A 13,511-nucleotide genomic window follows, 5' to 3' on the forward strand; every position below is an offset into this window, starting at 1 on the left:
GCGCCAGGGCGGGGGTGGGGTTTTCCTCAGGGCGGGGACGAGGCCGCGCCGTCGGCACCGGACCGGTGGGGCCGTTTCGTCCCCGAAGGCGTTCGGGCCCGGATAGCCTCGGTCCGTTCCCCGTTTGCAGGAGGTGCGCGGTGTCCCGGACCTGGACCGCGATCGACTTCGAGACCGCCAACCACGACCGCGGCAGCGCGTGCGCGGTCGGTCTGGTGCGGGTGCGCGACGGCGCGGTCGTGGACCGGTACACCACGCTGATCCGGCCGCCGAGGCAGGTGGACTTCTTCTCCCGCCACAACATCGCCGTGCACGGCATCACCGCGGCCGACGTCGCCGACGCCCCCTCCTGGGAACAGGCGCACGCGCGCATCGTGGAGTTCGCCGACGGCAGCCCCCTGGTGGCGCACAACGCCGCCTTCGACATGGGGGTGCTGCGCCAGGCCTGCGGGCACACCGGGCTGCCCCACCCGGCGTGGGAGTACGCGTGCACGCTGGCGCTGTCCCGGCGCACCTGGGGCGGGCTGCCCGACCACAAGCTGCCGACCGTGTGCGCCCACATCGGGCACCGGGTGACGCACCACCACCGCGCCGACGCCGACGCCGAGGCCGCCGCGCGCATCGTGATCGCCGCCATGGAGCGCTACGGCACCCCGTCGCTGGCCGACCTGACCCGTGCCGCGCGGACGGACCTGCGCCGGGTGGAGGCCTCGTCCGGGAGCGCGGTGCCCGCCCCGGTCCCGGCCGCCGCCGCGCCCGCCCAGCCCGCGCTGTTCGCCGCGTCCGCCGCGGTTGCCGTGTCCGAGGACCGGTTCGGACGGTGGCAGCGCGACGCCCAGACGCCGCTGCCCGAGCCCTCTCCGGACGCCGACCCCACCGGGCCGCTGTACGGGCGCACCGTGTGCGTCTCCGGCGACCTGGAGTCCATGGACAAGCCCGAGGTGTGGCGGCGCGTGGCCGAGGCGGGCGGGCGGCCCGCCAAGAATGTCACCAAGAAGACCGACGTGCTCGTTCTCGGGGGCCACGGCGGCCCCGGCAAGACCGCCAAGCACCTGCGGGCCGAGACCTACCGCGAGCGCGGCCAGCGCATCGACCTGGTCACCGAGGCCGAACTGCTGGCCCTGCTGGGGATGACCACCCGCCCCTGACCGGGACGCGCCCCGCGTCCGCGGGCCTGAGGACCGCTGCGGTCACCGACGTGCGCTTCCCGGCCGGGGCCGCCTGACGCCGGGCGCCGCGCCGCGCAGGTCCGTGCGCCCGCGGCCGGTACCGCGCACAGGGCCGCCCGCGCCCCGGAACGGACGCGGGCGGCCCCGTGGGGTCGGTCAGACCCTCTCGTTCGGCGACGTGGGAAAGCGCAGGATGGCGCCGTTCTCGTTGCTGGTGTGGCCGTGGTCGAGGACCTCGCCGAAACCGGCGTCGGCGGCCATCGCCGAACGCAGCATCAGCGCGCTGGCCGGTGCCCGGAACGCCGCGTCGGGGTCGTCCAGGTCCGCCGGGTTCTTCGACACCAGCACCGGCTCGCCCGGTGAGCCCCACAGCTCGGGCTCGCCGTCGCGGTCGGCGCCCAGCAGCAGGGTGCGCACCCGCGCCTCCGACAGCATCGGCAGGGTGGACTCGGTGCCGCGCACCGCCTGGTCGTTGGCGAGTTTCTGGTGGTAGTCGGCGATGATGTCGTCATGGCCGTCGATGACGAAGTCGCGCAGCGCCTCCGCCGCGGCCGCGTGCAGGCGCTCCTCGGCGTCGGGGCCGCCCCGTCCGCCGGCCACCAGCCTGATCGGGATGCTCAGCTTGCGCTCGCCCAGGTTGTCGCGCAGGTAGGCGATGGCCTCCTCGTCACCGCCGACGAAGATGATCCGGGCGTCCACCTCGGCGACGGCCTCGCGCACCTGCTGGGCGATCCGGGCGGTGTTCTCCCGCCAGGTCTCCATCGGGTAGTGCTTGCCGTCGAAGCGGCCGTTGTACCCGCTCAGGACACCGGGCCCGCCGCGGCCCATCGGGTCGATGTTGCGCAGGTCGGCACCGGAGAAGTCCTTCTCGGAGGCCGGTTCGCTGGAGGGGTGGCCGGTGTAGGAGAACACCTTGGCGTTGACCCGGTCCAGCGCCACCAGGACGTAGGGCAGGTAGCGCCCCCGGTCCACGACCACGGGAAGGGGATCGGGAACCGGCATGCGCAGGGCGCGGCTCTGCGCGGGCGGTTCGGAGAGCGTGTACGCGCCGAGCAGGCGCCCCTCGGAGGCGAACAGGGAGTGGCCGTGGCTGCCGAAGGCCCGGGAGGACCCGTCCCTGACCGCCTGTTCCAGCACGTCCAGGGTCGCCTTGTCGGTGCCCAGCGAGGAGAGTTCGTCCCGCAGGTGGCGCCAGCGCAGTTCGAGTTCCTTGCCGGCGTCGGTCCTGTCGCGGCTGGTGTCCAGGTGCACCGAGGCCACCGGAGCGTCGCTCTCGTACAGAGGTCGCAGAAAACCCAGGTCCATGTGTCCGCGGGGCGTGTGTCCCCGCCCCGCCCACCTCCTTCTCGGGGTCGGTCTGCGGGCCATCCTCGGGCCCATGATGCTTGCTTCGGGGCACGCCACGTCGGCACAGACGCGCTTCTTGCCCAAGGATTTCCCGTCCTTGGACGGGCCCCCTACCCCGTCGGCCGCCGGACATGGGCGGCGAGGGACAACGAACTCACAGAAGAGGGTCGCCGACTGTCGGGCGCGGAGGGGGCCCGCGTCGCTAGCGTCGGTGACGCAGCAGAGGAGGGCACCATGCTGGACCGGCTCAACCGGGCCCTGGAGAAGGTCGAGGAGGACACCGGGCGGCCGGTGGACGTGGCGGAGATGGCGCGGATCGCGCTCACCTCCGAGCACCACCTGCGCCGCCTGTTCTCGGCGCTGGCGGGGATGCCCCTGTCGGAGTACGTGCGGCGGCGCAGGCTCACCCTCGCCGGGGCCGAGGTGCTCGGGGGCGGCGACAGCCTGCTCGACATCGCGGTGCGCCACGGCTACGGGTCGGCCGAGGCCTTCGCCCGGGCCTTTCGCGCCATGCACGGCGTGGGGCCGGGCGAGGCGCGCCGGACCGGCGCGGTGCTCGCCTCACAACCGAGGATGTCCTTCCGCCTGACCGTCGAGGGGAGTACCACCATGCGTTACCGGATCGTGGACAAGGAGGCCTTCCGCCTCGTGGGTCCCAAGGTGCGGGTGCCGATCGTCCACGAGGGCCGCAACCACGCCATGGAGGAGTTCGTCAGGAACCTGGACAAGGGGGTCCGGGCGCGCGTCGCGGAGCTCTCCGACCAGGAACCGCGCGGTGTCCTGGGCGTCACCGCCGCCCTGTCCCCGGACCGCGGGGAGGGGAGCCTGATCGACTACTACGAGGCCGCGGCGACCTCCGCCCGGGGCGCGGAGGGCATGGAGACGCTGGAGGTGCCGAGCGGTACCTGGGTGGTCTTCCCCAAGTCGGTGCCCGTGGCGCGGTGCCCCGAGGGGTTGCAGCACATGTGGGCGGACGCCTTCGGCCAGTGGTTCCCCTCCAACACGGCCTACCGGGCCACCGAGGGGCCGGAGATCCTGCGGGTCTCCTACACCGAGGACGGCGCCACCGCCGAGGCCGAGCTGTGGCTGCCCGTCGAGCGCGTCTGACGCGCCCCCGCAGCCCGGCGAAGGCGCGCGGCCGCTGACGCGGACCGGCCGTGGCGGCCGTTTCCTAGACGCGGGTGCGGCAGCGGTCCAGGAAGCGGCGCAGCACCTCGTTGAACCGCTCGGGCCGCTCCAGGTTGGGCAGGTGCCCGGCGCCCTCGATGATCTCCACGACCGAGTCCGGCACCAGCACGTGCATGGACTCGGTGAGATCGGGCGGGGTGAACACGTCGTGCTGGCCCCCCACCAACAGGGTCGGCGCGGACACCCGGCGCAGCAGGGGCGCGTAGTCCTGGCGTCTGGCGCGGCCCAGCAGGGCGGCCGCCGCGCCCTCGGGCGGGGCGGCGTACATCATCGCGCGCACGTGGTCGGCCACCGCGGGCAGCTCGCGCACGTTGGCGGCGGTCATCATGCCCACGAGCACCTCGTCGCCGTAGCCGCGCATGCCCTCGGCGCGCAGCCGCTCGGCCAGCGCCACGCGGGCGGCACGGCCCCGCTCGGTCTCGGCGCTGGGGTTGGTGGCCGCCAGGGTCAGCGAGTCGACGCGGTCGGGGAAGAGCCGGTACAGCTCCAGGGCGATCTGGCCGCCCATCGACAGCCCCACCACGCTCACCACGTCCAGGCCCAGGTGGTCCAGGAGCGCGTCCAGGTCGCGGGCGAAGGTGTCCAGGGTCGTGGTCCCGGGGACGATGGTGCTGCTCCCGTACCCGCGCAGGTCGGGGGCGATCACCCGGTAACCGCGTCCCGCCAGGGCCCTGACCTGGGGTTCCCACATGGTGCGGTCGAAGGGGTGACCGTGGATCAGGAGGGTGGGGTACCCGGCGCCGCGGTCGGTGTAGGTGACGTTGATCCCGCGCACGGAGGCGATGCCCGGGCCTTCACTGCTCGCCGTGTTCGTCGTCTGATGTGCCACAGGAACCGATGCTATTCAGGCGTGCAAGGGCCCTGGCCACCGAGGGTCCCCCAGAGCCGGGTCACGGCCGGGCCGTAGGTGGTCCCTCGACACCTACGGCCCGCGGGTACCGCGTCCCGCCGTTCTCGGGCGCGGTACGGCGTGGCGGGCGCGCCCGCCACACGGCGCCGGACGCGGAGCGTCCGGCTACAGGTAAGACGCGCCCGGACGCCGTCGGGTTCGGACGCGGTTCACCGCCGCGCCTCCCCCTTCCGGTCAGGGGAGCGGCGGACCGGACGGGCACCGCGGGTACCGCGGCCCAGGAAGAGCGCCGCCACCAGGTAGGGCAGTGCGAACAGGGCGAACGCCAGGGCGTGCCCGGTCACCGCGAACACCCCCGCGTACAGCAGGTAGGAGGCCGTGGTGAGGGCGTCGGTGCCCAGACCGGCCAGGGAGGTGACGGTGGCCCGGCTCGACCCGGTGATGCGGTCCTGCAGGCGGGCGTCGGCGACCACGCCCGCGGTCTGGCACAGGCCGAAGCCCACGCCGATCAGCACCCATCCCACCGGGCCGTCCAGCAGGGCTCCGGCGGCGATGGCGGGCGCGGCCAGGCCCACCAGGACGGCCAGGGCCCGTACGGGCAGCCGGGAGGCGGGCCCCGCCAGCAGCCCGCCCAGGAGCACGAAGGCCCACACCACCAGGACCGCCACGGGAACGGTGGCGGCGGGGACGCCGGACTCGGCGACGAGCAGGGGGACGTACTCGTCCAGCGCCTCCCAGAACGCGGTCACCGCGACCACCAGCACGATCGCGCCGCGCACCCGCCGGCTGGAGCGGGCCTCGGCCAGTCCGCCGCGCAGGGCGTCCAGGTAGCCGGAGGGCCCCTCCTCCGCTTCCCCGGCCCCCGCGGCGCCGTCGGCGGAGGTGGGTCCGCCCTCGGCGGCGCGGTGCTCGGGCAGGGCCAGGGCCGCCAGGGCGCACAGCACGCAGGCGGCGACGCTGGCCGCGCCGACCGCCGCGTAGCCGCCGTGGGCCATGACGGGGATGGCCAGCAGGGTGGCGGCTCCGACGGCGGCCACGTCCAGGGCGCGGGTCACGCCCATGACCCTGGCGTAGCGGTCGGCCGCGTCGCGGCGGGCGAGTTCGGTGTAGACGAGGGCTTCGAGGGAGCCCGAGGACAGCGCGCCGCCCGCGCCCCACAGGACGAAGCCGAGCGCGAAGGTCCAGTAGCCGGGCCACAGCAGCCACAGCACGAACGCGCACGCGGCCAGGAGCGGCGCGGCGGCCAGCAGGTAGCGCCTCGGCACCACGTCGGCCCAGGCCCCGGCGGGGACGGACGCGAGGACCGAGGACAGTGACCAGACCACGAACAGGGAGCTGATCTGGGCGACGGTCAGGCCGGTCTCGTCGAACAGCAGCGCGTACAGCGGGTAGAGGAGGACGAACTCCCCCAGGGCCGCGTAGGCGTACAGGGGTCGGGTCAGACGGGACGCACGCATGCCGGGGGCACGCGGGGACAGAGTGATCATGGAGGTCTTTCGGTCGAGCGGAGACGGGCACCGGGGCGGGGACCGCCCGGGGTGGACCGCGTGCTCGGACCGAGGACCGGCTGGGGACTTAATGTCGCTGGAACATGCCTCCAGGATAGGGGTGCGCCAGCCGCAGCGACAGGGGGTGTGGACAACCCGGTCACGGACGTCGTACACGGGTGCGCGGGGCCGCCGAGCGGGCCCGAGTGCCCGCACCCGCGGCCCCACGCTCGCAGCCGTCAGTCCGCGCGGCCGGGGCCGGGGACGATGTGCTCGACCACGTCGGTCACCAGGTCGTGAAACCGGTCCTGGGAGAAGAGGTCGGGCAGGGTGAGCCGCTCCAGGATGAGCCAGTTCAGCGCCAGGTAGAGCAGGACGACGGTGGACGCGTCGCCGGGCATGCCGGACTCGGTGTGGAAGGCGATGTTGGCGTCCAGGTCGGCGCGGACGCGCTCGGTGAGCAACTGGCGCAGCTCCGGTCGGCGGGTGGCCTCCAGCCGCAGCTCCAGCAGGGCCAGGTAGCCGGAGGGGAAGTCGGTGAGGCGCCCCACCATCTCGTGCATCAGCTCGGCGACCCTGTCGCGGTCGCGCGGTCCCGCCTGGGCCGCGGCGATCACGTTGTCGTCGGGGTCCAGACGCTCGTAGAAGCGGTGGCCGACCTGGGTGAGCAGGTCGTCGCGGTTGTTGAAGTAGTTGGACGCCGTGCCGTTGGGGACGGCCGCCTCGGTGTCCACGGCCCGGAAGGTCAGCCCCCGCGCGCCCTCGCGGGCGAGCACCTCGATGGCCGCGTCGAGCAGGGCCGCCCGGCGTGCCGGATTCTGCCTCATGTCGGTTCTCTCCTCAGAACGAAGTTGACACCACTTCGAGCGTAGTACTATGTTCTTACCACTCCACACAGAGTACTACGGAGTGAGTAGAACTGAGAGGAAACCCCATGCGTGCCGATTCCCTCCGCCTGGACCTGACCGCCGCGCCGTCCGCCGAGGTCCGCCCGAAGATCACCCTGCCCTTCACCCCTCCCCAGCCCCAGCCCCGGCGCAGGTACCGCGACGAGAGCCCCAAGCCCCGTTCGGTGCGGCGCGCCAGGCCGCTGCCCAAGCCGGGCGGCGTCCGCTGAGCCCCGACCGCCCCGTGGGGGCCAGGGGGAGCGCGCGGGCTCGTGCGCGACCGCACGTGAGCGCCGGGAGCCCCCTGGCAAGGCGGACGTCCTCGGAGGGGGCGCGGGTCAGATCCCGTGCAGCTCGCGGGCCCAGGCCTCCAGCCCGGCGGCGAACCCCTCCCGCTGCTCCGGAGAGAGCCGGTCGAAGGCCCGCAGCAGGGTCCGGGCTCGACTGGCCACGAACGCGCGCATGAGCTCGCGGTGCTCGTCGGCCAGCGACACCAGCGCGCGCCGCCGGTTGGCGGGGTCCTCGCGGCGCACCACCAGCCCCACCCGGGACAGGTCGCCGACCAGTTCGCTGACGGTGGAGGGGCCCACCCCCAGACGGGAGGAGAGTTCGCCCATGCCGAGTTCCTGGCCGTGGACGAGCTGGGACAGCACCGCGCCGTGTCGGGCGGTCAGGTGGTGGTCGGTGAACAGCCGCCGCAGTTCGGCGGGCATCTCGGCGTGGGCGCGGCGGTAGTAGGTCTCGATCAGGGGCACGAAGCGCAGTGCCCCCTCCACCGCCGCGCGGTCCGGAACGCGCGTGTCGTCGGCCTCTTGCCGGCCCGCCCCCTGCTCCATGCGCCGATGCTACCGGGGGGCGTGACGTGGTCGTTCGGGGCTCAGTCGGCGACGCCGACGGCCCGGCGCACGGTGGCCGGGTCGTCCAGGACCCGCAGCAGCGCGTGCGCCAGGTCCGCGCGCGAGATCCGGTAGCCGGAGGGCACGTTGCGGTCCAGGACCAGCCGGTACTCCCCCGTGGCCGGGGCGTCGGTCAGCTGGGGCGGGCGTACGACGGTCCAGGCGGCGCCGCTGGCCTCCAGGGCGGCCTCCATCCGCCCCAGGTCGAGGTAGGCGTCGCGGAAGAGCCTGCCGATCAGCGGCATGAGCAGCCGCTGCGGCAGCGGTCCGCCCGGCTCCTTCGGGCCGACGGGTGAGGCGCTGACCACGGCCAGACGTGTGGCGCGGTCGTCCTCCAGCGCGCTCAGCACCGCGCCGGTCCAGGTGGTGGCGGGAAATCCGCCCTTGGCGCTCGCGGCCAGCGCCGAGACCACCGCGTCCGTCGCGGAGAGCAGGGAGCGCAGCCGGTCGGGTTCGGGGACGGGCATCCGGACCGTCTCCAGGCGCTCGTGGGTGACGGGCAGCCGCGCCGGATCGCGGACCAGGGCCGTGACCCGGTGTCCCGCGTTCAGGGCCTGGTCCACGACGTGGCGCCCGGTGCCTCCGGTGGCGCCCAGGACGGTGATGCGCATGCTGACTCCTCGGGGGGTGGCGGGGAGGGCCTTCTGGAACCCATCTTATTTCGGGTGCCCGAAGTATCCATTCGGGGTGGGCTTCCCGCGCGCGGACGGCCGCCGTCCGCGCTCGGCGCGACGAGTTTTCCGGTCCTCCGGCGTGTTGCGGGCCTGACCTGCGCCGCAACAGGCTGTCACCTGTTAGTCACGCTAAGGGGTCCAACGTTCACCACCCGGTGGTTGGGACGTTCCGCTCGCCATGGCCGGATAGAAGCGACGGTCCCCCGCCCGGCCCGACAGAGGGTCGGGCTCCCCCGCGACCCGATCAGGAGACCGCCCATGCCGGGAACCCCTCGCACCCCCGCCCCCCTTCCCGTCCCCGACCCGATCGTCAGCAGCACCACACGGCGCCAGGCCCTGGTCGGCGGCGCGGCCACCCTGGGCGCCGTCGCGCTGGGCACCTCCTGGAGCCCCGGCGTGCGGGCCGACGCCTCCGTCCGCGCCGACATCCCCGCCCGGTCCGGCGGCATCGGTGAGCCCTTCACCCTGGGCGTCGCCTCCGGCGATCCCTTCCACAGCAGCGTCGTGCTCTGGACCCGTCTGGCACCCAACCCCTTCGCCGAGGACGGGCTGGGCGGCATGCCCGACCGGCGGGTGGAGGTCGAGTGGCAGGTCTCGCGGGAGGAGGGCTTCGGCCTGCTCTCCGCCTCCGGAACCGTGGAGACGGGCCCCGACGCCGCCCACTCGGTGCACGTGGAGGCGCAGGGGCTGCGGCCCGGCACCGAGTACTTCTACCGGTTCCGCGTGGGCAACGAGATCAGCCAGGTCGGCCGCACCAAGACCGCCCCTCCTCCCGGGATCCGCACGGACCGGTTCTCCTTCGCGTTCGCCAGCTGCCAGAGCTACACCGCCGGGCACTACAACGCCCACGCGCACCTGGCCGAGGAGGACCTGGACCTGGTCGCGTTCCTGGGCGACTACATCTACGAGACGGGCGGACAGGGGAGCCTGGGCCGGGGCCACCTCCCCGACCGGGAGGTCCGCACCCTGGCCGAGTACCGCGTGCGGCACGCCCAGTACAAGAGCGACGCCAACCTCCAGGCCGCGCACGCCGCCTTCCCGTGGGCGGTGGTCTTCGACGACCACGAGCTGGAGAACAACTGGGCCGACGACCGCTCCAACGGCGAGGACGTCCCGCCTGAGGAGTTCCTGCGCCGGCGCGCCCAGGCGCTGAAGGCCTACCACGAGCACATGCCGCTGCGCTTCGCCCAGACGCCGGTCGGCCCCGACATGCAGCTCTACCGCAGACTGGCCTTCGGCGACCTGGTGGACATGCACCTGCTCGACACCCGCCAGTACCGCGACCCGCAGGTGTCCGACGCCGAGCGCGGCGACCCCTCGCGGACCCTGCTCGGCGCCCGGCAGAAGCAGTGGCTGCGGGAGGGGCTGTCCTCGTCGCGGGCCCGCTGGAACGTGCTCGCCCAGCAGGTGTTCTTCTCCCAGCGCGACTTCGCCGAGGGCGGGGCGACCGACTTCAGCAACGACGCCTGGGACAACTACCTCGTGGACCGCGACGAGGTCCGCGACCAGCTGGCGCGCACGCGCAACGGGGTGGTGATCACCGGGGACGTGCACGCCAACTACGTGTGCGACGTCAAGGCCGACTTCGACGCCCCCGAGTCGCCGACGGTGGCCACCGAGCTGGTGGGCACGTCCGTCACCAGCGGCGGTGACGGCACCGAACAGGCCCCCGGCGACGAGGTTCAGCTGCGGGAGAACCCGCACATCAGGTTCGTCAACCGCAAGCGGGGCTACGTGCGCAACGTCGTCACGCCCACCGAGTGGACGGCCGACTACCGCGTCGTGGGCCACGTGAGCGAGCCGGGCTCGCCCGTCCGCGACCGTGCGCGGTTCGTGATCGAGGACGGCGTGGCGGGCGTGCGCGTGGAGGGGTGAAGACGACGGGGCGTGGCCACGACCACGCCCCGGTCGCCGACGTCAGCGGGATCCGCGCCAGATACCTGTCAGATCCACGTCGATGTCGAACGGAGCGGACAGCTGGAGGCGTCCGCGGTGAACCGTGGGCCTGGCGTACCCGCCGGTGGGAGCGAGTTCGTGAGCGAACACCACGGCTTCGTTCCCATCCTGCTGAACCAGCCAGAAGTGCGGTATGCCCGCTTCAGCATAGATTTCGGGTTTGCGCTGACGGTCACGGAGCTCCGACTCGGGGGAGACAACCTCGACTGCGAGCAGCACCGCCTCCGGCGGGAGCCAAGTTCCGTCCAGGTCGCCGATCGCTTGGGCTTGTACAACGAGCAGGTCCGGTTCGGGGCGCTGCCGTTTACCGATACGGACGGTCATTTCTCGGCAGACCACCAGGTGTTCAGGTGCTTGCCCGTGCAGTGTCCGGTCCAGGAGCGACAGCACGAAGGTGTGGAAGAACTTCTGAGGGGCCACCAGTACCAGGCTTCCGTCGATGAGTTCGGTGTGCGGCGGAAGATCCGGGATGCTGTCCAGGTCGTCGGCGGTGAATCCCTCCGGAGGCGGGGTCAGCGGCTCGTACCGGGATTCGGTGGAGGACTGGCGTTCGGCCACAGGGGAAACGGGCATGTCGCTGCCTCCGGTCGTCGGATCGTTCTCGTCACCCACGGTAGCCACGTCCTTCGGGTAGCGACGGCGTTTCCGGGAAAGTCCTACCCCTGGTCGTCGGGGCTGATCCACAGTGCCTCGGCGGCCACCAGACCCAGGGCCTGGGAGCGCTGGGGAGCGCCCGCGTCGGCGCCCACGGTGATCTGCATCGACCCGGCGTAGGGGCGGCGCTCGGCCACCTCCACCCGCATCCCGATGCCGATCTCGATGTCGGCCAGGTAGCGCAGCAGGTCGGGATCGGTGTCGTTGACGCGCACGATCACGCCGCTGACGCCCTTCTCCGCCTCCGACAGCAGCAGGCTCTCGCGCTCGACGATGTGGCCGTCGCGGGTGGGGATGGGGTCGCCGTGCGGGTCGACCACGGGGTCTCCCAGGTGGTGGGCGATGCGGTCGACGAACTTGTCCGAGACCACGTGTTCGAGGATCTCGGCCTCGTCGTGCACCTCGTCCCAGGAGTAGCCCAGCTCGGCGACCAGGTAGGTCTCCAGCAGACGGTGGCGGCGCAGCACCGACAGGGCCGCCTTGGTGCCCGGCTCGGTGAGGTTGACCGCGCCGTAGCGCCGGTGCTCCACCAGACCCAGTTCGCTGAGTTTGCGCAGCATCCCCGACACCGAGGAGTTGGACACCGACAGGCGCTCGGCCATGCCGGAGATGGTCACCGGCCCGGTGCCGCGTTCCTGGAGGTCGTAGATGACCTTCACGTAGTCCTCAACCGACGTGGACGGTCGTGTCGGTGCGTTGTCCATGATCCCAACCGTATCGCGGACGGCTCACCGGCCACCATGTGCGCATCGGCCCTGTGGACAACCTCAGGCGCGGTACTCCCGGGCGTCCGGAGCCGGCGCGGGACGGCCGCGCGACTCGGGCTGGGCATCGAGCCCTCCGGGACCCTGCGGGTGGCGGCCTTCCCCACCGCGCTGGCGTGCCTGCTCGTGCCGATGGCCGCCGCCCTGCGCGCCGACCACCCGCGCCTGGACGTGCGGCTTCTGGAGGCCGAGCCCGGCGAGTGCACGGACCTGCTCTTCCGGGGTGAGATCGACCTGACCGTCATCGAGGTCGCGCCGGGCTCCCCGCCGCCCACCGACACCCGTTTCGACCAGGCGCCGCTGCTGGACGACGTGCTCGACCTGCTGGTGGCCGACGGCCACCGCCTCGCCGGGCGCGCGAGCGTGCCGCTGGAGGAGGTGGCCACCGAGTCCTGGGTGCTGTCGCCACCGGACACGACCTGTCGCGCACACGCCGTGATGGCGTGCGGCGCGGCGGGCTTCACGCCCCACGGGTCGCACCAGGCGCGGTCGTGGAGTTCGGTGACCACCCTGGTCGCGCACGGCCTGGGGGTGGCGCTGGTGCCCCGCCTGGTGCACGTCTCCCCCGCCCTGCCGGTCACCCGGGTGCGCTTGGACGGGCCCCGCGCCCCTGTGCGCAAGCTGGTGACCTGCACCCGCAGGGGGTCGCGCGAGCACCCCTCGGTGAAGGCGGCCGTGGGGGCGCTGGAACGGATCGCCCCCGAGGCCACCGCCTGAGCCCCGAAGCCAGCGGACTTCCGGGGGCGGAAATTCCCGTTCTCAGGACGCAGGGTGACTCTCTGGATACATTTCAAGGGATGCCTTAACATGAAGTCGACCTTGAATGTCTGAGGAGTTCCCTTGTCCTGGCCCATCAAGGTCACCGAAGAGTACGCGGAGTGGTTCCGAACGCTCCTCAAGGAGGATCTCGATTCGGCTGTGCAGGTCACCCAGGCCGTTGGCCTTCTGCGTCAGGAAGGGCCCGCTCTGGGGCGGCCCTTCGTCGACCGACTCAAGGGGTCTCGCCTGCACCACCTCAAGGAGCTTCGTCCGGGCTCCGGTGGACGTTCCGAGATCAGGATCATCTTCGCTTTCGATCCCTCACGTTCGGCTCTGCTCCTGCTCGGGGGCGACAAAGCGGGAAACTGGAAACGGTGGTACCGGTCCCGCGTTCCGCGTGCCGAACAGCTTTACGCCGACCATGTCGACCAAGCGGAGGAGTGAGCATGCCCAAGCGCGTCCCACAGGACTGGGAAGCCCTGGAGGAGGAACTGTATGCGGCTGGTGCGAACCGTGAGGAGGTCGAGGCCGGGACTCGTCTTCTCCTGGCTGAAGCGCGCGGTTACCAGCTCGCCGAGACACGCAGGTTCCACGAACTGACTCAGCGGGACATCGCCGAGGCCATGGGGGTCAGTGTGGCCAGGGTGTCCCAAATCGAACATGGAGAGGTCGCGTCGTTCGACGTCGTGGCCCGTTACGTTGAGGCACTGGGTGGTCGGCTTGAACTCGTCGCTCGTTTCGGAGACCACGAACTGCGTATGCCTGTGAGCCAGTCGCCCGCGGCCTGAGCCCACGGGGTTGGACCGGATCCGGGAGCCGAGTACGGGCGAACCCGTCCCGAAGTGCCTCGACGAGGTTTCTCTTGCCTCGGATGCGCACC

General features: G+C 72.5%; 15 protein-coding genes. 7 read left to right on the top strand and 8 right to left on the bottom strand.

The window, feature by feature from the left end:
• The first annotated feature begins 140 nt into the window (after positions 1-140).
• Positions 141-1,148 (top strand): exonuclease domain-containing protein, encoded by a 1,008-nt coding sequence (locus G011_RS0103280; protein ID WP_019607209.1) that lies wholly within the window; start codon positions 141-143, stop codon positions 1,146-1,148.
• Positions 1,149-1,325: 177 nt separating this feature from the next.
• Here G011_RS0103280 and G011_RS0103285 read toward each other — a convergent pair whose 3' ends face one another.
• Positions 1,326-2,474 (bottom strand): hypothetical protein, encoded by a 1,149-nt coding sequence (locus tag G011_RS0103285; RefSeq protein ID WP_019607210.1) that lies wholly within the window; start codon positions 2,472-2,474, stop codon positions 1,326-1,328.
• A gap of 276 nt (positions 2,475-2,750) precedes the next feature.
• On the opposite strand from G011_RS0103285, the gene G011_RS0103290 reads away from it, so the two are divergent.
• On the top strand, positions 2,751-3,623 hold the full coding sequence (locus G011_RS0103290; protein ID WP_019607211.1) for a helix-turn-helix domain-containing protein: 873 nt from the start codon (positions 2,751-2,753) through the stop codon (positions 3,621-3,623).
• Positions 3,624-3,687: 64 nt separating this feature from the next.
• Here the strand turns inward: G011_RS0103290 and G011_RS0103295 are convergent, their stop codons facing one another.
• From G011_RS0103295 to G011_RS0103305, 3 genes are all read right to left on the bottom strand, one after another.
• Positions 3,688-4,479, bottom strand: coding sequence for an alpha/beta fold hydrolase (locus G011_RS0103295; protein ID WP_019607212.1), 792 nt, complete (start codon positions 4,477-4,479; stop codon positions 3,688-3,690).
• A gap of 284 nt (positions 4,480-4,763) precedes the next feature.
• Positions 4,764-6,041 carry an MFS transporter gene (locus G011_RS0103300; RefSeq protein ID WP_019607213.1) on the bottom strand — a complete coding sequence of 426 codons (1,278 nt, stop codon included), beginning with the start codon at positions 6,039-6,041 and terminating at the stop codon, positions 4,764-4,766.
• A 239-nt stretch (positions 6,042-6,280) separates the two neighbouring features.
• Entirely contained in the window at positions 6,281-6,868 is a 588-nt protein-coding gene (locus tag G011_RS0103305; RefSeq protein ID WP_019607214.1) for a TetR/AcrR family transcriptional regulator, read from the bottom strand.
• A gap of 107 nt (positions 6,869-6,975) precedes the next feature.
• Between G011_RS0103305 and G011_RS0103310 the strand changes: the two genes are divergently transcribed.
• Complete coding sequence (locus tag G011_RS0103310) at positions 6,976-7,158, top strand: hypothetical protein (protein ID WP_019607215.1); 183 nt, start codon at positions 6,976-6,978, stop codon at positions 7,156-7,158.
• A 108-nt stretch (positions 7,159-7,266) separates the two neighbouring features.
• Here G011_RS0103310 and G011_RS0103315 read toward each other — a convergent pair whose 3' ends face one another.
• Both G011_RS0103315 and G011_RS0103320 read right to left on the bottom strand, forming a co-directional pair.
• Positions 7,267-7,764, bottom strand: a complete 498-nt coding sequence (locus tag G011_RS0103315) for a MarR family winged helix-turn-helix transcriptional regulator (protein WP_013153153.1) — start codon at positions 7,762-7,764, stop codon at positions 7,267-7,269.
• Positions 7,765-7,805: 41 nt separating this feature from the next.
• A complete protein-coding gene (locus G011_RS0103320) occupies positions 7,806-8,435 on the bottom strand; it encodes an NAD(P)-dependent oxidoreductase (RefSeq protein ID WP_019607216.1) in 630 nt (209 codons plus the stop codon).
• 321 nt (positions 8,436-8,756) lie between these two features.
• Here G011_RS0103320 and G011_RS0103325 point away from each other — a divergent pair, with 321 nt between their 5' ends.
• A complete protein-coding gene (locus G011_RS0103325; protein WP_019607217.1) occupies positions 8,757-10,373 on the top strand; it encodes an alkaline phosphatase in 1,617 nt (538 codons plus the stop codon).
• Positions 10,374-10,415: 42 nt separating this feature from the next.
• Here the strand turns inward: G011_RS0103325 and G011_RS0103330 are convergent, their stop codons facing one another.
• Together G011_RS0103330 and G011_RS0103335 are read right to left on the bottom strand one after the other, a co-directional pair.
• The gene (locus G011_RS0103330) at positions 10,416-11,066 is read right to left on the bottom strand and encodes a Uma2 family endonuclease (protein WP_019607218.1); all 651 of its coding nucleotides are present in this window, start codon (positions 11,064-11,066) and stop codon (positions 10,416-10,418) included.
• Positions 11,067-11,110: 44 nt separating this feature from the next.
• The gene (locus G011_RS0103335; protein WP_081642913.1) at positions 11,111-11,812 is read right to left on the bottom strand and encodes a metal-dependent transcriptional regulator; all 702 of its coding nucleotides are present in this window, start codon (positions 11,810-11,812) and stop codon (positions 11,111-11,113) included.
• Positions 11,813-11,848: 36 nt separating this feature from the next.
• On the opposite strand from G011_RS0103335, the gene G011_RS29490 reads away from it, so the two are divergent.
• From G011_RS29490 to G011_RS0103350, 3 genes are all read left to right on the top strand, one after another.
• On the top strand, positions 11,849-12,589 hold the full coding sequence (locus G011_RS29490; protein ID WP_081642914.1) for a LysR substrate-binding domain-containing protein: 741 nt from the start codon (positions 11,849-11,851) through the stop codon (positions 12,587-12,589).
• A gap of 123 nt (positions 12,590-12,712) precedes the next feature.
• Entirely contained in the window at positions 12,713-13,075 is a 363-nt protein-coding gene (locus tag G011_RS0103345; protein WP_019607221.1) for a type II toxin-antitoxin system RelE/ParE family toxin, read from the top strand.
• A 2-nt stretch (positions 13,076-13,077) separates the two neighbouring features.
• Entirely contained in the window at positions 13,078-13,419 is a 342-nt protein-coding gene (locus G011_RS0103350) for a helix-turn-helix domain-containing protein (RefSeq protein WP_019607222.1), read from the top strand.
• Positions 13,420-13,511 lie beyond the last annotated feature (92 nt).

It is taken from the genome of Nocardiopsis sp. CNS-639, from assembly GCF_000381685.1.
In the GTDB taxonomy this organism is placed as follows: domain Bacteria; phylum Actinomycetota; class Actinomycetes; order Streptosporangiales; family Streptosporangiaceae; genus Nocardiopsis; species Nocardiopsis dassonvillei.

Bases quoted from the DNA above. Each gene is read 5' to 3' on its own strand.
- G011_RS0103285 (WP_019607210.1), bottom strand. From the start codon at position 2,474: ATGGACCTGGGTTTTCTGCGACCTCTGTACGAGAGCGACGCTCCGGTG.
- G011_RS0103290 (WP_019607211.1), top strand. From the start codon at position 2,751: ATGCTGGACCGGCTCAACCGGGCCCTGGAGAAGGTCGAGGAGGACACC.
- G011_RS0103300 (WP_019607213.1), bottom strand. From the start codon at position 6,041: ATGATCACTCTGTCCCCGCGTGCCCCCGGCATGCGTGCGTCCCGTCTG.
- G011_RS0103305 (WP_019607214.1), bottom strand. From the start codon at position 6,868: ATGAGGCAGAATCCGGCACGCCGGGCGGCCCTGCTCGACGCGGCCATC.
- G011_RS0103310 (WP_019607215.1), top strand. From the start codon at position 6,976: ATGCGTGCCGATTCCCTCCGCCTGGACCTGACCGCCGCGCCGTCCGCC.
- G011_RS0103315 (WP_013153153.1), bottom strand. From the start codon at position 7,764: ATGGAGCAGGGGGCGGGCCGGCAAGAGGCCGACGACACGCGCGTTCCG.
- G011_RS0103320 (WP_019607216.1), bottom strand. From the start codon at position 8,435: ATGCGCATCACCGTCCTGGGCGCCACCGGAGGCACCGGGCGCCACGTC.
- G011_RS0103325 (WP_019607217.1), top strand. From the start codon at position 8,757: ATGCCGGGAACCCCTCGCACCCCCGCCCCCCTTCCCGTCCCCGACCCG.
- G011_RS0103335 (WP_081642913.1), bottom strand. From the start codon at position 11,812: ATGGACAACGCACCGACACGACCGTCCACGTCGGTTGAGGACTACGTG.
- G011_RS29490 (WP_081642914.1), top strand. From the start codon at position 11,849: ATGTGCGCATCGGCCCTGTGGACAACCTCAGGCGCGGTACTCCCGGGC.
- G011_RS0103350 (WP_019607222.1), top strand. From the start codon at position 13,078: ATGCCCAAGCGCGTCCCACAGGACTGGGAAGCCCTGGAGGAGGAACTG.